The 21,762-nt window shown below is 64.8% G+C and carries 19 protein-coding genes and 1 tRNA gene; 8 read left to right on the plus strand and 12 right to left on the minus strand.

What is annotated here, in order from left to right:
- The first annotated feature begins 4 nt into the window (after positions 1–4).
- Together OG257_RS26545 and OG257_RS26550 are read left to right on the plus strand one after the other, a co-directional pair.
- Positions 5–2,494, plus strand: coding sequence for a phosphoribosyltransferase (locus OG257_RS26545; RefSeq protein WP_329211431.1), 2,490 nt, complete (start codon positions 5–7; stop codon positions 2,492–2,494).
- Positions 2,495–2,511: 17 nt separating this feature from the next.
- A complete protein-coding gene (locus tag OG257_RS26550) occupies positions 2,512–3,318 on the plus strand; it encodes an HAD family hydrolase (protein WP_329215366.1) in 807 nt (268 codons plus the stop codon).
- Between the two features lie 74 nt (positions 3,319–3,392).
- Here the strand turns inward: OG257_RS26550 and OG257_RS26555 are convergent, their stop codons facing one another.
- The 4 genes from OG257_RS26555 to OG257_RS26570 form a co-directional block, all read right to left on the minus strand.
- Positions 3,393–3,617 (minus strand): FmdB family zinc ribbon protein, encoded by a 225-nt coding sequence (locus tag OG257_RS26555; RefSeq protein ID WP_329211433.1) that lies wholly within the window; start codon positions 3,615–3,617, stop codon positions 3,393–3,395.
- A 9-nt stretch (positions 3,618–3,626) separates the two neighbouring features.
- The gene (locus OG257_RS26560) at positions 3,627–4,193 is read right to left on the minus strand and encodes a DUF4383 domain-containing protein (protein ID WP_329211435.1); all 567 of its coding nucleotides are present in this window, start codon (positions 4,191–4,193) and stop codon (positions 3,627–3,629) included.
- A 216-nt stretch (positions 4,194–4,409) separates the two neighbouring features.
- Positions 4,410–5,777, minus strand: a complete 1,368-nt coding sequence (locus OG257_RS26565) for a hypothetical protein (RefSeq protein WP_329211437.1) — start codon at positions 5,775–5,777, stop codon at positions 4,410–4,412.
- A 73-nt stretch (positions 5,778–5,850) separates the two neighbouring features.
- Positions 5,851–6,654: a DUF4097 family beta strand repeat-containing protein gene (locus OG257_RS26570; RefSeq protein ID WP_329211439.1), complete on the minus strand. Its 804-nt coding sequence runs from the start codon at positions 6,652–6,654 to the stop codon at positions 5,851–5,853.
- Positions 6,655–6,851: 197 nt separating this feature from the next.
- Between OG257_RS26570 and OG257_RS26575 the strand changes: the two genes are divergently transcribed.
- The 4 genes from OG257_RS26575 (at position 6,852) to OG257_RS26590 (ending at position 10,864) form a co-directional block, all read left to right on the plus strand.
- Positions 6,852–6,926: transfer RNA gene (locus OG257_RS26575), tRNA-Val, on the plus strand.
- Between the two features lie 539 nt (positions 6,927–7,465).
- Entirely contained in the window at positions 7,466–9,091 is a 1,626-nt protein-coding gene (locus tag OG257_RS26580) for a hypothetical protein (protein WP_329211440.1), read from the plus strand.
- Positions 9,092–9,432: 341 nt separating this feature from the next.
- Positions 9,433–10,338: a hypothetical protein gene (locus OG257_RS26585; RefSeq protein ID WP_329211442.1), complete on the plus strand. Its 906-nt coding sequence runs from the start codon at positions 9,433–9,435 to the stop codon at positions 10,336–10,338.
- Complete coding sequence (locus OG257_RS26590) at positions 10,325–10,864, plus strand: restriction endonuclease (protein WP_329211444.1); 540 nt, start codon at positions 10,325–10,327, stop codon at positions 10,862–10,864. Before OG257_RS26585 ends, OG257_RS26590 begins: the two co-directional genes overlap by 14 nt.
- A gap of 70 nt (positions 10,865–10,934) precedes the next feature.
- Here the strand turns inward: OG257_RS26590 and OG257_RS26595 are convergent, their stop codons facing one another.
- The 3 genes from OG257_RS26595 to OG257_RS26605 all read right to left on the minus strand — a co-directional run bounded on the left by OG257_RS26595 (position 10,935) and on the right by OG257_RS26605 (position 12,784).
- Complete coding sequence (locus OG257_RS26595) at positions 10,935–12,074, minus strand: tyrosine-type recombinase/integrase (protein ID WP_329211445.1); 1,140 nt, start codon at positions 12,072–12,074, stop codon at positions 10,935–10,937.
- Complete coding sequence (locus OG257_RS26600; protein ID WP_329211447.1) at positions 12,074–12,271, minus strand: helix-turn-helix domain-containing protein; 198 nt, start codon at positions 12,269–12,271, stop codon at positions 12,074–12,076. The genes OG257_RS26595 and OG257_RS26600 overlap by 1 nt, the downstream gene beginning before the upstream one ends.
- Before the next feature lie 300 nt (positions 12,272–12,571).
- A complete protein-coding gene (locus tag OG257_RS26605; protein WP_329215561.1) occupies positions 12,572–12,784 on the minus strand; it encodes a hypothetical protein in 213 nt (70 codons plus the stop codon).
- On the opposite strand from OG257_RS26605, the gene OG257_RS26610 reads away from it, so the two are divergent.
- A complete protein-coding gene (locus OG257_RS26610) occupies positions 12,723–13,658 on the plus strand; it encodes an S-4TM family putative pore-forming effector (protein ID WP_329211449.1) in 936 nt (311 codons plus the stop codon). The genes OG257_RS26605 and OG257_RS26610 overlap by 62 nt on opposite strands.
- A gap of 594 nt (positions 13,659–14,252) precedes the next feature.
- Here OG257_RS26610 and OG257_RS26615 read toward each other — a convergent pair.
- Positions 14,253–14,630 (minus strand): hypothetical protein, encoded by a 378-nt coding sequence (locus tag OG257_RS26615; RefSeq protein ID WP_329211451.1) that lies wholly within the window; start codon positions 14,628–14,630, stop codon positions 14,253–14,255.
- A gap of 587 nt (positions 14,631–15,217) precedes the next feature.
- Between OG257_RS26615 and OG257_RS26620 the strand changes: the two genes are divergently transcribed.
- Complete coding sequence (locus tag OG257_RS26620; protein ID WP_329215368.1) at positions 15,218–15,631, plus strand: very short patch repair endonuclease; 414 nt, start codon at positions 15,218–15,220, stop codon at positions 15,629–15,631.
- Here OG257_RS26620 and OG257_RS26625 read toward each other — a convergent pair.
- Genes OG257_RS26625 through OG257_RS26640 form a run of 4 tightly spaced genes read right to left on the minus strand, consistent with a single transcriptional unit; the run spans position 15,582 to position 21,365 of the window.
- Positions 15,582–16,202, minus strand: coding sequence for a hypothetical protein (locus OG257_RS26625; RefSeq protein ID WP_329211452.1), 621 nt, complete (start codon positions 16,200–16,202; stop codon positions 15,582–15,584). The two genes, OG257_RS26620 and OG257_RS26625, sit on opposite strands and share 50 nt — an antisense overlap.
- Positions 16,202–17,854 carry a helicase-related protein gene (locus OG257_RS26630; RefSeq protein WP_329211454.1) on the minus strand — a complete coding sequence of 551 codons (1,653 nt, stop codon included), beginning with the start codon at positions 17,852–17,854 and terminating at the stop codon, positions 16,202–16,204. Before OG257_RS26630 ends, OG257_RS26625 begins: the two co-directional genes overlap by 1 nt.
- Entirely contained in the window at positions 17,851–20,214 is a 2,364-nt protein-coding gene (locus OG257_RS26635) for an ATP-binding protein (protein WP_329211456.1), read from the minus strand. The genes OG257_RS26630 and OG257_RS26635 overlap by 4 nt, the downstream gene beginning before the upstream one ends.
- Entirely contained in the window at positions 20,211–21,365 is a 1,155-nt protein-coding gene (locus OG257_RS26640) for a DNA cytosine methyltransferase (RefSeq protein WP_329211458.1), read from the minus strand. Before OG257_RS26640 ends, OG257_RS26635 begins: the two co-directional genes overlap by 4 nt.
- Positions 21,366–21,762 lie beyond the last annotated feature (397 nt).

The raw sequence follows: 21,762 nt of genomic DNA on the forward strand, positions 1-21,762 counted from the left end.
GGCCATGGGCGAGCACGTAACGGGAGAAGAGGCAGTGGACGTGAAGTGGTCGGGTGACTGGGTCGCCGAGCGGCTCGGGGTCGAACTCGTCGGCGACGGGGAGCTCCGGGAGCTGCTGGGCCTCGCCCTGCGCCGCAACCCGAAGCGAGCCCACCTGCTCGTGTCGAACGTGCTGGGCAAGCATGTGCCGCAGCGGCCGTCGCTCGTATACGGGGCGGGGTTCGAGCTCGGCGAACGGGTGCGGGACCTGCTGGGCGAGGCAGAGGCCCGGCGGGCCGTCGTCCTCGGGTACGCGGAAACGGCGACCGGCCTCGGCCACGCCGTCGCGGACGGGCTCGGGGTGGCCACGTACCTCCACTCGACCCGCCGCCCCGTCGAGGGCGTCCGGCCGGCGGGCGGCTTCGAGGAGGCGCACTCGCACGCGACGTCCCATCTGCTGCTCCCCGAGGACCCGGACCTGCTGACGGGCGCGGCGACCGAGGACTCCCCGAGCACACCGCTGGTCCTGGTCGACGACGAGTTCTCCACCGGCAACACCGTGCTCAACACCATCCGCGACCTCCACGTGCGCTACCCCCGGGAGCGGTACGTCGTCGTGACCCTGGTGGACATGAGGTCCGAGGCCGACCAGGGGCGGCTCGCCGAATTCGCCGAGGAGATCGGCGCCCGCGTCGACCTGGTCGCCCGCGCCCGCGGCACCGTACGGCTGCCCGAAGGCGTCCTGGCGAAGGGCCGCGCACTCGTCGCCGCCCACGAGAAGGACTCCTCGGGCGGGGCGCCCGCCCCGGGCGGTGCCCGCCCCGCCCCCGTACGGGTCGGGCTGGGCTGGCCGGCCGGGCTCCCCGACGGCGGACGCCACGGCTTCACCCCCGTGCACCGTGCGGCCCTGGAGGCCGCCCTGCCGGACATGGCCGCCCGGATCGCCGACGCGCTGGGCGACGCCCGCAGGGTGCTCGTCCTCGGCTTCGAGGAGCTGATGTACGCGCCGCTGCGGCTGGGCACCGCCCTGGAGGAAGCCACCACCGCCGACGTGCGGTACTCCACCACCACCCGCTCGCCCGTCCTCGCCGTCGACGACCCCGGCTACGCGATTCGCACCCGCCTGGTCTTCCCGGCCCACGACGACCCCGCGGACGGGCCCGGCGACCGGTACGCGTACAACGTCGCGGGAGCCGGCTTCGACGCCGTCGTCGCCGTGGTCGACTCCACCGCCGACACCGCCGCGCTGCACGCCCCCGACGGGCTGCTCGCCCGGCTCGCCGCGCACACGGACCGGGTTCTGCTCGCGGTCGTCCCCTCGTACGCCCCGTCGCCCGCTCGCCCGTCCACCCTCGAAAGGCAGGAAGCCTCCATGCTGCCCGAACCCCTCCGGGGCCCCGCCTTCTCCTCCTACGCGGCGGACGACGTCGGCTGGCTGCTCCAAGACCTCTCGGACACCGTGCTGGAGGCACCCACGGAGGAACGCGAGGAGGCGATACAGAGCGGTGGCGCGCACTACGCCGAATCGCTGCCCGTCGAGTACCAGCCCACCCCGCAGTACCAGGCGCTGTTCAAGGCCGCCCTGGACACCTCGGCCGCCCGTATCGCCCGGGCCGTCGGAACGGTCACCGAGACGGTGCTCGCCGAACGCGGCCCCCGCCCCGTGCTGGTTTCGCTCGCCCGCGCCGGCACCCCCGTCGGGGTCCTCATGCGCCGCTGGGCCCAGCACCGGCACGGACTCGACCTGCCGCACTACGCCGTCTCCATCGTCCGGGGCCGCGGTATTGACGCCAACGCCCTGCGCTGGCTGGCCGCCCATCACGACCCGGCGGACGTCGTCTTCGTCGACGGCTGGACGGGCAAGGGCGCCATCACCCGCGAACTCGCCGCCGCACTCGAGGAGTTCGACGGCTTCAACCCGGAGATCGCGGTACTGGCCGACCCGGGCGGCTGCGTCGGCACGTACGGAACACGCGAGGACTTCCTCATCCCGTCCGCCTGCCTCAACTCCACGGTCTCCGGACTGATCTCCCGTACGGTCCTGCGAGCCGACCTCGTGGGCCCCGACGACTTCCACGGAGCGAAGTTCTACCGGGAACTCGCGGACTCCGATGTGTCCGGCTTCTTCCTCGACACGGTCGCCGCCCGCTTCGACGAGGTCGCCGAAGCCGTCGAGGCCGACGCCAAGGAGATGCTCGCCGCGGACCGCGCCCCCACCTGGGAGGGCTGGGCCGCCGTCGAACGGATCAGCGAGGAGTACGGCATCCACGACGTGAACCTCGTCAAGCCCGGCGTCGGCGAGACGACCCGGGTGCTGCTGCGCCGCGTGCCGTGGAAGATCCTCGCCAAGCGCGGCGCGGGCAGCGACCTCGACCACGTACGGCTGCTCGCCGAACAGCGCGGCGTCCCCGTCGAGGAGGTCGGCGAACTCCCGTACACCTGCGTCGGACTGATCCACCCGAAGTTCACCCGGGGCGCGACGGGCGCGGACGGCAAGGCGGTGGCGGGACAGTGAGCGCGCCCGTGACGCTGGTGGCCAGCGACCTCGACCGCACCCTCATCTACTCGGCGGCCGCGCTCCAGCTGTCCATGCCGGACGCGGAGGCCCCACGGCTGCTCTGCGTCGAGGTCTACGGACACAAACCGCTCTCCTACATGACGGAGAAGGCTGCCGCGCTGCTCGACGAACTGGCCCGCGGCACGGTCTTCGTACCGACCACCACCCGGACCCGCGAGCAGTACGGGCGCATCCACCTCCCCGGCCCAGCACCCCGGTACGCCATATGCGCCAACGGCGGACACATCCTGGTCGACGGAGTCTCCGACCCGGACTGGCAGGCGCAGGTCGCCCGCCGGCTCGCCGACGAATGCGCGACGCTCGCCGAGGTCCGCGCCCACCTGATCGCCACGGCCGATCCCGCCTGGCTGCTCAAGGAACGGGTCGCCGAGGACGTCTTCGCCTATCTCGTGGTCGAGCGCCCGCTCCTTCCGGAAGGCTGGGTGAAGGAGCTGGCCGCCTGGGCCGACCCCCGTGGCTGGACGGTCTCCCTCCAGGGGCGCAAGATCTACGCCGTCCCCAAGCCGCTCACCAAGAGCGCCGCGATGAACGAGGTCGCCGCCCGCTGCGGCGCCACGACGACGCTCGCCGCCGGTGACTCACTCCTCGACGCGGACCTGCTGCTCGCCGCCGACCACGCCTGGCGCCCGGGGCACGGGGAACTCGCGGACAGCGGCTGGCGGGCGCCGAACGTCCAGGTGCTGCGGGAGCGGGGCGTTGCCGCGGGCGAAGAGATCCTGAGCCGGTTGCTGCGCGCGTCCGCGCCGCGGGCGGGCCGCTGAGCGGGCCCCGCCGACGGATCACCCTTTACGGGGCACCCCGCTGGGATCACCCTCTACGCGGCGCCCCGCTGGGATCAACCGCAGCAGCCGCCCCCGCAGCAGCCACCGCCACCGCCGGACGGTGCGGGAGCCGAGGCCGCTGCACCGGCGGACGAGCCGCCGACAGCCACGGTGGAGAGCAGCTTCACGGTGTCCTCGTGCCCTGCGGGGCAGGAGGCCGGATCGGAGGACTCCGCCATGGGACGGCTGACTTCGAACGTCTCGCCGCAGGGGCGGCAACGGAACTCGTAACGAGGCATGGCCCCAGATTAGGGCCTCTTCTTCGCGACCTCCGGCATCGGGCGGCTGCGGCGCTCCTCGCGCATGACCTGCTCCGGGTGACGGGACCGCCAGTACGGATTGTCGTGCGGCAGACCGCCGCTGACCCTCCCGTACATGCCGAACATCATCAGCAGCAACCCGATCACGAAGCTGAACAGCACGTTCTGCATCTCGAAGGCGAGGAAGTTGAGGCCCGTGTCCAACAGGGCCAGATTCACGAAGCCGCTGAGGATGAAGACGATGCCCAGGACCATGTTCAGGGTCGAGGCGAAGTTCCCGCCGATCACCATCCCGACGAAGAGCAGCAGCCCGACACAGATGGACAGGATGCTCAGCGCACCGTTGGTGTTCAGGCCCGCCACCGTGTCGCCGCCGGTGTCGAAGAAACCGATCCGGTCGATCAGCCCCAGGATGCCGAAGGCGAGGAGGAACAGCCCGGCAAGTCCGGCTCCCACCCGGTAGACCTGGCTGAGCCGGTGGTCCACCGGCAGATGCTCGTTGAGCCGGGTGGCCTTGCGGCGCCGGCCCGTGGGATGCAGGACATGAGTGGCCATGGCGGCCTCCTTCGGCCCGTGCGGCCAGAACCGGCCCGTGCGGCCAGAACACACCAGCGGGAACCGCGGCGTACCTCCAGGATCGGCCCACCGGCCGCCATGGACAAATCGGACCGGTGGTGGGGCTTGCCGGACGTACGCGAGGCCGTCCCAGCCCGGACGTGCGCGTACCTCGGGCCGCAGGGGTCCCGGCCCCGGCAGGTCCGCTGGCGGTCCCTAGGCGCCGCCGCCACGCTCCTCGCGGATCGCGGAGACCACGCGGGCCGTCGTCTGCCGTACCGCCTCGGTCTCGGTCAGGAAGTGCCAGTAGTCGGGGTGACGCCCCTCGAGCCCGGCGACGGCCCGCTCGAGCCGGGCCACGGCATCGTCCAGCGGACGGGCATGGAGCGGATCGGGGGTGTGGCGTCCGGCCATGGCGAGGCGCTGCGCGTCCCGGATCGCGAACCGGGTCCGGTCGATCTCCACCTGCGGATCCTTGGCCACGGCGTCCAGACGCTGCAACCGGTCACCGGCGGCGGACACCGCCTCGTCGGTCGCGTTGAGCAGGGCCCGGACCGTACTCAGCCGGGCGGTCGCATCGGCCCAGCTCTGCTCGTCGCGAGCCGTAGCGGCCTCCGCGAGCTTCTCCTCCGCCTGCCGGATGTTGACCGCGGCCTGGTCGGGAACGGGCTGCAGGTCCTGCCAGCAGGCCGCCGAGAAGCGCCGCCGCAACTCACTGAGCACCGGCTCGACCTGCCCGGCGCGCGTCGTCAGCGCCTGGGCCCGGGTACGCAGCGACACGAGCCTGCGGTCGATCTCGGCAGCCCGCTCCGGAAGCCTCTCCGCCTCCGCCCGCATCGCTTCGGCATCGCGCAGCACCTGGTCGGCGCGCTGAAGCGTCTCGGCCACGCCGTGCCGCCCGGCACCCTGATTCAGCTTGGTCAGTTCCGGCGCGAGAGCAGCCAGCCGTGCGGCGAGATCATCGGCACGCAGACCGGACGCCCGTACGGCGTCGAGCGCGTTGCTTGCGCCGAGGAGCGCCTGCCGGGCCCGCTCCACGGCGGGAGCGAGCCGGGCGAGCTGCGTCTCCGCACTGCCGAGCAGCGACCCGAGTCCGGCGGCGAAGCGGTCGAGCTCGCCCTTCACCCGCACCAGATCGTCCTTGGCCCGCGTCAGCTGGGTCCTGGCACCGGCCGCGGCGGCGGGCTCGAGATCGTCGCGGTCGAGGTCGTGCGCGTCGACCGCGGTGATGTACGTGTGGCTGACCTCGTCGATCCGTCTGCCCAGAGCGGCGAAGTCCTCCGCCGCCTTGCGGGCACGGGACGAACTGTCGACCGCGGTGATCGTCTCGATGGAGATCTGCAGATCCCGCTGGGCGGTGTCCAGCTCGTAGAACGCGGCAGCGGCCTCGTCCTTCGCCGCCTGGGCCTCGGCCCTCTGGTTCTCACCACGCCCACCGAACCAGCGCCGCGTGCCCCCGCCCGCGAAGGCGGCCGGCAGTGCGGCTGCGATCAGGGGCACCGGGAGCAGCATCAGCACCAGGACGTCCTTGACGGCGGAACTTCCACTCGCTTTCGCCTGCGGCCGCGCGTGTGTCGCCGTCACATCCCTCTCCCGTGCCGATTCGCCCTGTCCCCGGTACATTCTCCCACCCGGTAAGGACGAACACACGGGTCCGTTAGTTCGCGCTTCGGACGGTGACTTCACCGTTGTCGCTGCGCGCCTTCACCACATGCGGGCTGCTGTCGCTGCGCGGTACGTCCACGGAGACGTCACCGTTGTCCGCCTGGGCGGTCACGGCGTACGTCCCGTCGCCCTTCGGGAGCTCGATGGTGATACCCCCGTTGTCACTGATGGTGTCCACCAGGTCCGGTACCCGGGTGACCCCGAGCCTGATCGACCCGTTGTCCGAACGCGCGACCACCGACGAACCGGAGAACTCCTCGGCCACGACAGACCCGTTGTTGCTCTGGAGCCGGAGCGGCCCGCTCGAGTCGCGTACGACGACCCCGCCGTTGTCGGAGTCGAGCACGAGCCGGGTGTCGAACCCGGACGCGGTGACCCTGCCGTTGTCCGCGTTCACGCTCAGCGCCACCCCGCGGGGCACCTTGACCCGGTGATGCGAGGCGCAGTCACTGATCATCGCCTCGCACTTCACCTTCAACGTCAGCTTGTCGCCCTCCAGCTTCCAGCTGGCATCCGGACCGTTGCCCAGCACGACCCAGCCGTCGACACGTCGGGTCACCTCGACTTCCTTCACATCGGCGGGCACGAGGTCCAGCGAGGAGTTCCCGGCGTCGATGGTGAGGGTCTTCCCACTGAAGGCGAACGACTTGTGCTCGGCGGGCGCACCTTCCACATCCGTACTGCCGCAGCCACTGAGGGCCACGACGAGAAGAACGGTCCCACCGGCGGCCGCTACGAGCGTCCCGGTACGTGAGCGAGTGTGGGTACGGGTACGGGTACGGGTACGAGAAGTCATGGCGATCGGATCCCCCTGAGAGCGCTGCCGGTGTGCTCCCACCGTATGTACGACGCACCCCGCGAACGATCCGGACGGCTCCCCTCTCGGGGGTGGGGTTACCCCCCGCACGCCACCACACCGGCTCCCGGCCGGTCCGTCACGTAACCGGATTGCCGGGCGGGGGCGTGAGCCATGTAATCTGTTGCCTCATCCACGGGTGCGTAGCTCAGGGGTAGAGCGCTGCTCTTACAAAGCAGATGTCGGCGGTTCGAAACCGTCCGCGCCCACCAGCCCGAACGCCCCCGCAGCGAGCCGCTGCGGGGGCGTTGACGGTAGTGGGTGACGGCAGTCTCTCGGGCCGTAAGCGTGCCGGGTTGCGTGAGTAGAAACCTTCCCGACGGGTTCAAGGCGGCGCGCAAGCACGGTGCGCGCCGCCTCTGTCTTCGCCCCGGCTGCCCCGGCCGGGCGGTGGCCCACCGAGCGCGACACCAGCCCGAGAGAAACGGCCGGCATGGGGTGGGGAGACCCGCTGCGGCTGGGGCGGTCGGTTCCACGGCTTTAGCCACCTCCCCGGTTCGGGTCCCGCGTCGAGCAAGACCAGGGGGCCACTCGTTCAGATTCCGGGCAGGATCACAGCCTGCCCGAGCTGCCGGCCAGCGTACGGCCCCCCGATCATGCTCTCTCCCAAACCCGGGTAGGACAGCGGCCAAAGCTGCTCCACCCCCTCAGTTTGGTGCTGCCGGACGTATTGGTCTAAGGACGTGATCTGTCCTCCGTCTTGCAGGAGGATGGTCCGATAGTTGCCGCTTGACGGGCTTGAGGAGTCGCTGTGAACGTCCCCAATGCTGTGCCTTGGCGAGACATTGACCCTAAGAAGATCGAAGATCTCATTGCGGTCTTGATCAGTCGACTCCACAAGCAAACCCAGCGGATTGATGGCTCTGGTGGAGACGGTGGACGGGACGTGCAGGTCCCAGAGCCAAGCGGTCTAGTTATCTATGAAATCAAGAGTTTTACCAGGAGGGTCGAAAAGGCCCAACGCGCACAAGTGCAAAGGTCGCTGAAGAAGGCGAAGGCCCTGAACCCGCACGTCTGGCACCTCGTCATGCCCACAGACCTCACGCCTGGTGAGCTCACTTGGTATAACGACCTCAGAAAGGCCTTCCCATTCATGAGCGAGTTCACGCGAGGTCGCACGTGGCTGGATGGGCAAATGGCGAAGCATCCCGAGATTGCTCGCTATTACATCGGGGATAGTAATTCTGAGATCATCCAGGCACTGAAGGAAATGGGGCAAGAAAAGGCGGCTCTGGGGAACGGTGTGGCTGATGCCGTCGCCCGGGCCAGATCGCTTTCTGTGCGATTGAATGAGATCGATCCTCACTATGTGTTTCAGCTTGCTACGCATTCTGATGGCAGTGTAAGGGCCACTGTAATGCCGCGTTATGTGGGCGCTGAACTCGATAGGCCGATTACGGTTAGAACGAAGCTCGCCTTTCCTCAAACCCCAGAAGGAGTTTCGGCGTCAGAGCGCTTTCAGGAGACTCTGAACTATGGCGTTCCAGGCAAAGTGGCCGAGGAGTACATCCATAGTATTTCTATCGATGCTCCGTCGGGATTCGGCGGGGAATGGTCCGGTGGTAGCTTGCAACTGGGCGGTGCTCGGCTTGAGGGGGAAAGGGACATCGACTTCCGACTGATCACTGTGGATGACAGTGATCGAGTCCTGGCCAATATTCCAATGTGCGTTGACACTCGGTACGTTGGAAGTAAGGGAGGGCAGATGGAGCTGATTGACCACTCTGGCCTTTTCCGTGTGACTGTGCGGACGAACTTCGAGACCAAGAGGGTCAACATTAACTTTACTGTGGTACCTAAATCGGGAGTGCTTCCGATGATGGTTCTGCCGACTGCCCGGTTCTGGGCGACCATGCGGCCCGGTAATAAGTTTGCCTTTAGTGTAGGTGTCTCACAGCCGATCGAATTCTTCCCGGTGGACGAGGAGCTACTCCCGGATGGTGATGAGTATTATGCTTTCCTTTCGGCGCTAGCGAAAGTCCAACAGGCGGCAGGTGTCTTCTTCCCCATCCCGGACGAGCTGACGCGTGCGGAGGAGATTGATTTGAGGCGTGCTGTGCGCCTGATCGAGGGTGAGGAAACTTCTGGTACTTGGAATGAAGTAGTAATCGACATCACCAGGGAAGGTGTGGAGCGTTGGCGCGCCGTAAGTGCGGACAATGCTGTTGCGTTTAAAGCTGTTCAAGAGATGTCTCTACGCATCGCAGGAAGAGAATTGCATCTTGGTCGCCTAGAGAACATTCTTGAAAGCGCTCAGGTGACTGAGTGGCCGGCGGTGGCAGAGCAGGAAAGTGATGAGCTGCTTCAGCTGCGTATCGTTCCAGGCCATAGCGCGTCCTATAAGGCACGACTGTTGCCCCGCCATGAGCCCACGTGATCGCAGCTGGCTGAGACGTAGCGCGTGCTAGATCGAGCAGTCAGTCACGGTCAACCGGGGTGTGCGGCGGTGTAGACAAGCGCTCGCAGGTGTGGCGCTGTTGACCAGCTAAGACTCTCCGATGATCGGCGCCAGGGCTTGCAAAGCAGATGTCGGCGGTTCGAAACCGACCGCGCCCACCAGCCAGAACGCCCCCGCAGCGGCCCGCTGCGGGGGCGTTGGCGGTAGTAGGTGACGGAAGGCCATGGTTGCCCCTGCGGTCGGGCGCCTACGAACTTCCAGATCGGCTGCCGTGCCTTGTTGTTCGGCTGTAGCGTGAGTGCGTGAAGTGCCTCCTATCCGTGAGCGATCAGTCGTTCACTGCCCCCATCGCGCCGCTCGCTGCTGGCGGCATAGAGTTCATCCTGAGCAAGGATCTGGAGGACGACTGGCTTTCAGAGTCCATTCCCGATATCGATTTTCTCTGTGCTGTGCTCGATGGCCAGTCTGAATCGATTCCGGCTGTGACCTACCTTGAAATTGGCGTGGCGCTAGGTCGAGAGATTCCGGTCCTCCTCGTTACAAATTCCCCTCGAAATATACCGCTGGCACTTGCTGGACTTCAAAGGGTCGAAGTTGAGTTGGCGAATCGCGAGGCTATCAGCCAGCATATCGAGCAGTTCGCGGAAAAACTCCGGGCGAGACGAGGGCGACACACTAAGGGGAAGTCAACCTCAACCGCCTCTAGAGTGGCAGTCGACTTTAACGGTCGTCTTGATCGGCTATCGGGTGGGTCAATTAAGGCTCTTGGGGGTGGTAGCTACGCCACCGGCCGTTTCGGCTGGGAATATGAGAAGCTCATCCAGGATGTATTTGCTGGTGCTGGTACAGTTTCTGCTCTGAGCCAGCCTGGGGCGCCGGATGGCGGATTCGATCTAGCTGTCTGGGTGGATGGCGCAAGCGAAGTCCTTGGCGGCCCCATTTTGGTGCAATGCAAGATCGGTGAAAAGATTAGGCCCGGGGTGCTGAGGAAGGACGCCGAGAAGCTCACCGACGTGATGTATATGCGATCTGTGAATTTTGGTCTGATCGTCTATCACGACTTGGCTGGGTCTAACGAGCTCCATTCCTTCCATCCTCGTCTTCCAATATGGGCCCTGTCTGCTCGTGAGCTGATTGATGCAGTGGAAGCCGGTTCACTCAACCGCATCATCGTGGCGCGCCGAAATGAACTCATGCATCGGGAGGGTCGGCGTGACAGTCATTGATGCGCAGAGGCTGGCCAACCTTCTCGCGTCGGCCCAAAATCTTAGTAACGGAACTGCGGACCGGGGGCGATTTTACGAAGATGTTCTCGAATATCTATTCAGCAATGTGCCCGGGTGTCAAGCTCAGAGGAATAGCCTGAATCAGTTCATCTCTGAAGAAGTTGACTTGTCGATCAGTAATTTTCGAGAGCCTGACGGGCTTAAGATGCTGCCCGAAATATTTCTCGTAGAGTGTAAAAACTGGAGCGCGCCAGTCGATTCGGCGGCAGTAGCATTCTTTGCGACCAAGATACGTCATCGCGGTTGCTCGCTGGGTGTTCTGGTTGCGGCGAATGGTGTCACGGGGGATCCCGTTCAGAAAACCTCCGCCTTTCATCAGGCCAGCTTGTCACTGTTTGAAGGCGTTAAAATTCTTCTAGTAACGTCTGATGACATTTCCAAAATTGCGACGACCCAAGACTTTGTGAGTCTGCTTCACAAGAGATTCTTGGATCTGCATTGCGCGGGAACTTTCACGCTCGCCTAAGGGCGCGGGTAACGGTGAGCATTAGCAGTCCCCCGCCTGCTGGCGAGGGACTGCTGCTCCGCTATTTAGGTCACTTGCGACGTTTGAGGAGACGGTCCATGTGCCCCATCGCCTCGCGACGATTCTCGTCGGAAACGTGGGTGTAGATGTTCATGGTGACGGCGATCTGGGAGTGTCCCAGAATCTCCATAACGACGCGCGCCGGGACACCAGCGGCGAACAGGAGAGTCGCGCATCCATGCCGAACGTCGTGCAGCCGGATACGTGGCAGCTTCGCCTCCTCCGCGATGCGCTCAAAGGAGCGGCTCAGGTTCCTCGGCTCGTTAGGGCGGCCGGTACGAGTGGTGAACACGTAGTCACTGCCATGCCACGCACCTCCTGCTGCCAGGCGTTGGGCGGCTTGCCGCAGACGCTGCCAGCGCAGGGGCGCGACGCACATCAGCGGAACGGGGATGACGCGCGTACGCCGGTTCTTTGTCGAGTCGGCGTACAACTCCTTCTGTACGCGCTGAAGCTGATTCCGCACGGTGAGCGTGCGGCGCTCAAAGTCGATGTCAGACCAGCGCAGCCCCAGGGTCTCGCCCCGTCGTAGTCCGAGAGCCGCAGCGAGAACAAAGGCCGCGTAGAGCGGGTCGTTCCTAGCGGCTTCGAGGAACGCGACCGTCTGTTCTAGGTCCCACGGCTTCAGTTCTCGGGGCTGCACCCGCGGGGCTGGCACCAGCATCACAACGTTCCTGCTGACCAGTTCCTCGCGGCAGGCTGCTGTGAGCGCGCTACGCAGGACGCGGTGCGACTCCTTGGCTGTGGCAGTCGATGCCTGCGCCGTCACAGTTGTGAGCAGGCGCCGCACATCCGCTGCACCCAAGGTCTCCAGCCGCTTGGAGCCAATGTGCGGGATCAGATAGCGGCGGACGTGTGTCTCGTACTTGGCGTAGGTCGTCTTCTTGCGGTCGTTCCTGACGAACTCCTCAAGCCAGTAGGGCAGCCACTCGGAGAGCTTGGCCGACCTGGTGGGGGTCGGGATGCCCTGCCTGTCGCGCAGGACCAACTCCTGCCGCTTGGTGTCGCATTCCTCCCAGGTGGCGCCGTAGACGGTCTTGCGCTTGCGGGTGTCGTCGGGCTGGGGGACATAGACGCGGGCTTCGTAACGGCCGTCCTTGCGCTGCCAGATGCTTCCGGCGCCGTTGGGGTTCCTCTTCTTCGGGGCCATCAGGCGGCTTCCTCCAGCTTGGTTTCCATGAACGTGCGGAGAGACTCGGCGGGGATGCGGCGGGCTCGGCCGATGGTGATGCTCGCCAGCTCCCGCGAGCGGATGAGGTTGTAGACCGTGAAGCGGCTGAGCCTGAGGGCGTCCATGACTTCGGGAACGGTCAGTGCTCTGTGCGTGGTGGGCAGAGGGGCGGTCACCGGGGCTCCTCGGATCGTCCAGGTGGGGGCGATGGGCCGGGATTCCGTGACAGAACTGACAGAACCTCGCTGGTAGCCCGCTGACCTGCTGTTTCTCCGGTTCTTGGCCGCGTGACAAAACCTCAAAAAACTCTGACAGAACCTCCGGGAGCGGGGTTCTGTCAGAGCGCCCGTTTCTGGGCGGGGAGGTTCTGTCAGAGTTTTCGGAGGTTCTGTCACAACCATGATCACGGTTGTTTCCGCAGGTCAGTGGGCTAGGGCGGGAGTTCTGTCAGTTCTGTCAGCGGATTCGGGGTTCTGTCACGCGCCAGCGAGCGGCGGGGTGATGCTGGGGTGGGTGTCGAAGCGCGGGGGAGGGGGCCGGCCGCCGCGTCCGGTGCGCGGGGGCACGGGCTGCTGGCGGATCCATCCGTGCTCTTCGAGCAGGACCAGGGCAGGGTCCAGGTCGCTCATGACGGGGAAGTCGCCGCGTGACAGGCCCCGGAACAACTCCCGGCCCACAAATCCCTTCATCAGTGAAGCCCAGAACACCGAAAGATCAGTGCGCCTCCTTGCGGCTCAACGTCGGCTCTACCAGGACGCCAAGCTGATTCACAATATACGGTTGACAATTGTATTGACGGCTGGCGCGATTGGCGTCTCCCTGGCGCTCTACTTCCCAGCAGCTCGGGCCCATATTGGATTCACCTCAGCCGCCATTCTCCTGTTGATTAGCGTTCTGGGTAGCGCGAGAGAAAAGAGAAAGAGTAAGGAAGCTGCTAGCGTACAGGAGGAGTTTGATACCAGTGTATTCCAACTTCCCTGGAACAGTGTGCTGTCTGATCGTCCAACCAACGCCCTAGTAGTCGAGGCAGCCCATCGACACAAAGGCGGCGGCCTCGAAAATTGGTATGGCAACACCAGCACGCTCGTCCGCCCTCTAGATATTCTTGTCTGCCAGCGCAGCAATCTAGCCTGGGGTGTATCTAGCCATCGCAGATGGGCAGCAGTGATCATGTCAGCCATGATCACATGGATTGCTGCAATTGTGCTTGTCTGCTACTTCCTTCAGCTTTCCTTCGCCAGTTCAATGTTTGCCGTGGTAACGCCCCTCGTCCCTACATTTCGCGAGTACATCGAGATGTGGCGCTCCAACGCGGAGAGTGTACAAGTGAAAGAAAAGACCGAATCGAAGATTTCCGAAATATGGGAATCTGCATTGGAAGGCCGCGGCCTACCGAGCATCAAAAAGTGTCGCGAAATTCAAGATCGCCTTTGCCTGATCCGGCAGACGAATGCAATCATCCCCGACTGGTTCTATTGGATTTTCCGCAAGAAGGCCGAGAAGGTGATGCGCGTCAGCTCGAACGACTACGTAGACCAGGCTCGTACCCGAGGGCTGGCGTAAGTCCGTCCATTAACTGGTCGGGAAAGGCTCTCGCCCTAGGTCCCGATCGGCCAATGAAGTGGGTCAGTGTCGGCAAGGGGCACGAGATGCCGCGCCAGAGATCGATTTCGGGTTCCACAGCATGTGTCTCGTGAAGCCCGGCGATGACGATGACTGGTAAATCGGCAGCGTGTACGACGACGGCAGCATCGACTGCTGGGAAGCCTACGGCGACCTTTACGAGGCTGCACCACAGCTCCACGCGCGAGACGCACTGAGTGCCTAACTGCGCGACAACCACAACGCACACCCGTAGACAACCGTGGACGTCAGCGGACCATCAGCGCAGGTGACAGGTAGAGCAGCCCAAGGACAGCGAATATCCCGAGTTGCTTCGGGTCACAGAGGTCCGTGCCCCATTGCGATCGGACGTGCGGGGAACTGCAGGGAACTACAGTGGCGGGCGGACAGGGCAAAGCACCAGTGGGACACCGGCAGCTCCGCCGGGCGGGATGGGCGCGGGCAGAGACTGCGGCCGCCAGGACGCCGCCGGCGACGGATGGCCGGGTACCTGCTGGGGCGAGAGGTTAACCACAGCGTTCGATGCCTGCGTGATCATTCGACGGTCGCGCTCTCCGCGACGCCGTTCGACTCGTGCTTGGCCAAGGACGCGGCGTAGCCCTGCAACATCAGTAGCGCGGCCTCCGAGTTGTCTTCGAAGAATCCCTCTCCCCGCGCCGCTGCCATGAAGATGCCGATGCTGGTGAACTGAGCGTACAAGATCACACGTTCGGTTTCACGAGATGGCAATTCGGCCGGTTGGTGAATAATCCCCTGAGACTTGAGCCAGGCTGCAATCGCATCTGCTCTCGGTCGGCTGAGCTTGTCCCAACTGGTGTCGTACCGGTTGCGCACCCAAGCCATAGTGACCCGGGCGAGACCGTGCTGGTCCTTGAGATGGTCGAGGATTTCCGACCGTCGTTCGTCTGCCATGGCTCCCCCTCCTTCGCGGATCTCAAGGATGGCAGGGAGGAGCCAATGAATGGTGCGAGTCGATGCACTTCATCGTCCAGAAGTGGTGCTGTTCAGCGGCGACCGTCTAGCGGCGTCATCCCGCATCGGTGGCCTCCTCGAAGCGCCGGGCCCGTCAAGACCTCTGCTGGTGTCGCGCTGCAGCCTGTGGACGGGAGTGTCATAGTAGCTAGGCCGGACCAAGAGGACTGAGCTGAAGTTGGTTTACTCGCTGATGTTCAGGATCCTGGCTACCTCGGCGACCTTCCGACCGGAAGCGCCCGCCCGAGGAATCGGCGGCGGGGCAGACCGCCTCCACCAGCCCCGGAGCGGTTCAGTGCCCGCCGGCTGGCCTTCGGTGCCGGGGAGACGGGCTGAAGTCGGGGTTAGCCTGACGACCGGTTCCTCGCTTCGCCTCATGCAACCGTCGACCTCGTCGCGGACTTCGTTCTAGCGGATCTCGTCGGCGTCTGACGGACGTGTGAACTGTCGAGGTCGCCGCTGGAGTCTAAGAGTTCGAGTGGAGGGGTCTGATGTCTGCGGGTGTCGACCCGGTCGTCAGTGCGCGTATGTCCCGAATCCGAGGGCGCGACACCGCACCCGAGATAAAAGTGCGTCGGGAGTTGCATCGGCGCGGTCTCCGGTACCGGGTGAACTTCAAGCCCGTGCCCACATTGAAGCGGACGGTCGACATTGCCTTCACAAAGCAGCGAGTCGCTGTCCTGATCGACGGGTGCTTCTGGCATGGCTGTCCGGAGCACTTTCGGCCGGCAAAGGGGGACCGGAAGGAGTTTTGGGCGGCCAAGATCGCTGAGAATCAACGTCGTGATCAGGACTCCACCAGGGAGTTCACGTTGGCGGGATGGACCGTTCTTCGTTTTTGGGAGCACGCTGACCCGGTCGAGGTAGCCGACAAGATCGAGGACGAAGTGATCAGACGGTCCGTGCGTCGGCGGTCGCCTTCCGAGATACCGCGTAGGTGATCTGCTCGCATCGTGCTCTCAAGATGGTGGCTAGAGAGAGCGAGAGGCGCCAATCGTCGTCGGGCAGCGGTGCGGTGTTGGGCTTGGTGACGGCGATGGTGATCAATTGCGACTCGGACTCCGCCCGGCGTAGGCAAGCGTGCCAGACCATGCCCTGCAGGCTGCTCATTGGGCCCCAGGTGATGAAGGCCGACTCACTATCGGGGCCATCGGCGAGGCAACGCATCGGTTTCACGTCAAGTGTCTGCGCGCGGAGGGTCCACCCCGAGCCCATGGCGAGCCGTACGACCGACTGCGGACCGGGGTACTCGCGTCTCGTCATCTGAGCCATCGGCCCGACACCTTCGAGCGCCCGACGGTACTGCTTCGCCGGTCCGTCCTTGATCCACGGGCGTATCTTCTCCGTGGGCAAGAACCTAGCGAGTCGCCCGCCGATCTTGGGATCCTTGACGAACCGGTCGTACATCTCCGTCGCTGCGGGCGAAGAGACCTCCTCCCAACGCATGGCGTCGAAGTGGCGGGCTAGCTCCGCGAAGATCTCCAAGCGGATCGGTTCCGGCAGGGTCGCCATCAGCCCCCCTCGACGGGCGGGAACTCCAAACGGACGTTGTCATCGGCTCCCCCGAGGTCACCCACGTCGGCCATCCATTGGTCCAAGAGTCCCTTTACCCTCAGGTCCTCGAACTCGAACTGGTTCCGTCCGACTGATACCTGCTCGATCTCGCCCTCGGATACCTGTTCTCGCATGTCGTATACCTCGGCCAACCGTCGGATGTCGCTAACGAAGTCCAGTACCTCCACGTGGGTCTTTCCCTTGCGAAGGCGGAGTCCGCGGCCGAGCTGCTGCACGAAGATGCGTCGACTGTGGGTCACCCTCGCGAAGCAGAGAATGTTGACGTCGGGCACGTCGACGCCTTCGTTGAGGATGTCCACGGCGACGAGGATGGGCACTTCTCCTGTACGGAAGTTGAGCAGCCGTGCCCGCCGCTCCCGTGTTTTCAGCCTGGCGTGCAGCGTCTCGGACCGCTCCCAGCCGGGCCGTCGGGCGAGCAGGTCGCGCATCCGCTCGGCGTGCTCGATCGTCTGGCAGAAGACGATGGCCCGCGGGTTCGTGGTCTGGTCCCAGACCTTCTCGAGGTGTCCCCGAACCGACTCATCCCGCTCGGGGATGAAGAGACGCTTGTTCAGGTCCTTGATGGAATAGCCGTGCTCGGAGGCGTGGCGGACGAAGTCCCAGTCAATGTTGTCGGCGAACACGCGGTACTTCACGTCAGCGAGGTAGCCCAGTCTCATGCCCTCCGAGATGGACACCCGCTCGACTGGTTCGCCGAAGGTCCGCTCAATGTCGTATCGGTCGCCCCGCCAGGGCGTGGCCGTCACACCCATCCGTTTGGCCTTGGGTAGCAGACCCATCATCGTGGCGTAGTTCCCGGTCTCCCCCACGTGGTGCGCCTCGTCCACGATCACCAGCTCGGGGGCGTAGCCCGCTTGGATGTAGTCACGTGCTGTGTTCGATACGCCGAAGGTGACGCCTGGCAGGGAATCGGGTTTCGAATCGCCGTGCAGCAGACGGGTCGGCACGTCCTTGGGGATGTCCCGCCACATCGCCCGTTCGAGTTGTTCCACGAGGTCGATCATGTGCGCGGTGACCAGCACCTTGGCTCCTGGGTTGGCGAGGAGGAATCGTCGCAGCAACCTGCCGGCGACGACCGTCTTGCCAAGGCCCGTAGCGAGGTAGATGAGTGCCTCGCTGGTGTCCTCTAGGGCGGCCCAGGCCGCTTCCACGGAACGGTCCTGATAGGGGTGGAGGTTGAACGGTGTGACTCTCTCCGGAGCGCGATCGTAGATCGTCGCCAGCCGTCGGCCGTCCCAGAGGGTCACGTTGACTCCGACGTCCCTCAGTGCGTCCGCCCGGTTCTTGGCCTTCTGGGTGAACGCCCGATTGGTGACCACGACCGCTCGGTGAATCGCGTAATGCCGCATGGCCGCGTGGGTTTCGTCCACGGCATCGCGATCCACATTGCCCGACTTCTTCCATTTCGACTGGAAGATCCAATCCTCACCGTTGAGTCGGCCAAGGAGGTCAGCACCTTTATCCCCGGGACCATCGATGTTGACCACATCCGTGAACGAGATCAGGCCGAGCAACCGCTCCAGCTGGCGCGTGAAGCCCTTCGGGCCTTCCTCAACGAGGAAGGCCGACTCTAGGAACGATCTGTTCATGCCTGAACGATCTCCGCGTCTAGTAGGTCCGCGGTAAGGAGCAGGCGGGACAGTTCCAAGGTGTTCTGCAGGGGTGGGCCCGTCACCATCCGTTTAAGGTCGGTGAGGAAGGCGCTAACACGGGCCACTTGGTCCGCCTGCGTCTCCTCGCCGAGCGCAGCGTAAGTGGTGCGGAACAACCCGCCGTCCAGTACCAGTTCGGGACCGCTCGAGACGAGGTCGAGGACGCCCTCGACTCCCAGGTAGCGCGCGAACTCTCCGTTTTCCACCGCCGCCTTCCAATCGACGTCCGGTGCCACCGCGATGGCGTACGACTCGGCGGCCCTCTTCGACTGACCGGACAGGGCGGACCAAAACGTGGCCGCGTCCTTCGAGGTGAGATCGGCGAGCCGATCTCGCAAGCCCTCCAGCAGCATCTCCGCGCGACTACGCACCGCGCTGGAGTCCACCCGCCGGTCCGGGAACTGCTCGAGGATCGAGGTCACCAATCCGTCAATGGAGCCCGATACGGAGTACACGCTCTTCAACTGCGGTGCCGCGCAGACGAGCGCGACGTTCAGTGGGGACCACCCGTACCGCGCGATCAGCGTGGTATTGGAGTCCACGTAGATCTCTACCTCGCCAGCTACGATCCGAACCACCGCTGGCTGCCGCTGACCGTCCTTGAGCAGTTCGACTCCGGACGTGACGTAGACGCGAAGGATCGCCTGAGCGGTACCAAGGCGAACTTCACGGTCAGTGTCGGGAAGCAGCGTCGCGTGCTCCCTGTACCTCGCGAAGCGTTGCTCCTCGGTCTCCGGCCGTGTCTCCGCGGCTGGTTCCGGCTGCTTCTGATCTTGGGACGGTGAGTGGCCGTCGCCGTCGTCCGCCGCCGTCCCTAGATGTCCAAGCCCCTCTCCCTTGAGCCAGTCATCCTCGTCGGAGGGCGGTGCCGGCTCCGGCGGTGGCCCATTCTTGACCCGATCATGATCGGCCGCAGCCTCGTACCATTTATCGTCGGTCTGATGCTCCGGATCCCCGCTGCGGAACTTCTGTGCCCATCTCTTCGCCTCATTATGGATGGCGGTACTGCCGTTGCCCGGCATGAGGTACCGGACACCCGGTTTGTTCTCCCGGAAGGCGTTGAAGAACCGACTCATCGGAGAGTCGTTCTCGCGATTGAACAGGCGCTTGGCCAGCTGTGGACGCAAGGGCAGGTCGCCTCGTACCTTCTCGACCATGTATCGCCACTCCGGTGACGACGTGTCGAAATTGGTCTTGCGGACGTTGACCGGCGCGTGGTCGAGATGGATCTCGCCGACGATGCGGCCCATACCGAGTTCGATCGGATACTCCAGCTCAATGTCTCCGTCTGGCCCCTCCCAGTCGAACAGAGACCTGTCCCTTGTCGTAATCGCGCGCCCGCTCCGGAGAAACGTCAGACCGAAGTCGGACTTATCAGCGAACCTCTGCACGCCCAGCCAGCCCACGATCCGGCGCTCACGCTCCTCGATGTCAGTGCTCTCGCAATCGACGCACCGGTCGTACCTTGAGGTGTACCAGCGCCCACAGTTCATACAGGCGAAGGCGTTGGTGAGTGGCACGTGGATTTGGTTCGCAGCAGGCGCCTCCGCAGCCTTGTACATGACCGACCGGGTCGGGTCCCAGATACACGGCACGAGAGGGGGCACCTGGCGAGAGTTGACGTACAGGCGCTGGTTCAAACCGCCCATCAACTGCGCGCCCGAATGAGGGCCGTCGGGATCACGAAGCATGTACGTGTAGATCCGCCCTAGGTTCTTGCTGACCTCCCGGATCGAACTCGCCGACTTCAACTTGACGACTACGTCTTCGCGGAGGTTCGTCACCGAGACGAGAGTGCCGTGCTCGTCGGGATCCTTCTGCTCGTAACGTAGGGGCACCTCGTACGACGACCGTCGCTGCATCTCTCTAAGATCGATGGTGGCGGTGATCCATTGGTCGTCGCCACGCCGTCCCGAACGGACCTCCGTTATCGTGCCAAGGCGGGCCGTGGCGATGTTGAAGCCCATGCCGAACAGGCCGAGGCTGCCGAACCGTTGCTTCCCCGACGTGCCGGCGCTCAGGGCGTACCGCAACTCCGCCGGAGACATCCCCCGGCCGTTGTCGCTCACGACGACCTTGGCACCCCGGTTCACCTTGCCCGCGGTGGGCAGGGTGATGTCTATTCGAGGTTCCAGCGTTTCATCGACACGGGTGGCCTCGACGAGTTCGTCGAGACAGTTGTCGATCAACTCACATAGACACTGGTGAAGTTGGAGGTCGACCTCCGCGATCATCTCCAAGATCCGGGGGGAGGGCGTCAAATTGAGGGTGCCGGGTCGCGTCTCCGTCTCCGTCATGCTTCGGATCCCTCCGCGCGCAGGGCGGCGCGGACGCTGTCGGCCACGACCCGCGCCAACTCGACTGGGACCGCGTTGCCGAGCTGGCGCATCGCCTTGCCCCAAGGGCCATGCAGCTCGTAGTCATCCGGGAAGGTCTGCAAGCGAGCACTTTCCCTGATCGTGAAGTAGCGGATGGAGCCATCCGCCTCACGCAGCATGTTCTCGCCGCCGGGGACCCCGTGACGCCCTGCTTTCAGCGTCTTCGCGGGCCAGTCCACCGGACTGCCGGTGTGACCAGGGTAGGAACGAGCTCCCGGTTGAAGGACGTGGTTGAGGACGCCCGCAGTACCTATCACCGTTGGCTCTGGAAGACCGGTCAGCGCGTCGCGTATGGTGCGCCAGCGCGCTTGGACCTCGTCTGGCCGCAGTTCCGCAGGTATGGGGACGTTAGGCCGTTCCGGGCGTTTCGCCTTGGGCACTTCATGTTCCTGCCAGTACTCGCCAGTTGTCCACTGAGCATGCAGAAGCGCGCGCCTCGAGTGCGTGACATGCGGGAATTCCCAGGTCACGTCGAGATCGTTACGGAAACCGACCAGGAAGACGCGCTGGCGCTGCTGCGGCACGCCGTAGTCCGCTGCATTCGCGAAGGCCGGGGTGACCCGATAGGCCAACTCTTGGTTGGTGACGTCCTCGCCTGCCGCCCGGAGCCGCCGCAGGTGGTCGCCCCACAGTTCGTCGGGCTTCGCGGCGAGGAGGGGCAGCGAAAGCCTGGCCTGGATGTACTGGAAATAGTCGGCGAACCTCGGGCGCGCCAAACCCCTCACGTTCTCGATGATGAACGCGCGGGGCCTCAGGTGGGCGATCGCCTCCGCCGTGGCCGGGAACATGTCACGTTCGTCGTCGTCCGCCTTGCCGCGGCCACCAATGGAGAACGGCTGGCACGGCGGGCCAGCGGCGACGAGATCCACCTCGTCGGTGATGCGGGACCAGTTGAAGTCCCGCACATCGCCCTCCTCGACGTGCCAGTTCGCGACGAGCTCGCTTCCGCGGGCCTGGTTCTGTCGCACCGTGTCACAGGCCCACTTGTCTAACTCCAGGGTCGCCAACGGGTCGAACCCAGCCTCCTGACAACCCAGTGCGAGCCCGCCAGCGCCCGCGAACAACTCCACACTCGCGAGCCGAGCGTGCGTGTTCCTCATCAACAGGAGGGAGGGGTGGCGAGCGGCAACGCGCGCAGGAACGACCGCAGTCTCAGACATGCACTTCTTTCCAACCATAGTCTTAGTCCGAATATCATGATGCCGCACGATCGGACGACCTCGCCAGGACCTACGGATCTCCTGATCACCTTCTGGGCTGTGGCTACTTGGCGTCGCGGTTCAGGCGACGTCGCCGAGATAGCTGGCGGCTGGATGCGCGCGGTCGCCTCCGCGCCGCCCTTGGACTTTCACCGACCTAGCTGACGCCTGTCGCGCCTGGTGCGAGCAAGTCAACAACCGGGCGCGCATGTTGCCAACGGCGTAGTTCAGCGTGCTGCCCAGGAAACAACCAACCTCTGACGCGCAG

Origin of the sequence: Streptomyces sp. NBC_00683 (assembly GCF_036226745.1) — a bacterium.
Classification (GTDB): Bacteria; Actinomycetota; Actinomycetes; order Streptomycetales; family Streptomycetaceae; genus Streptomyces.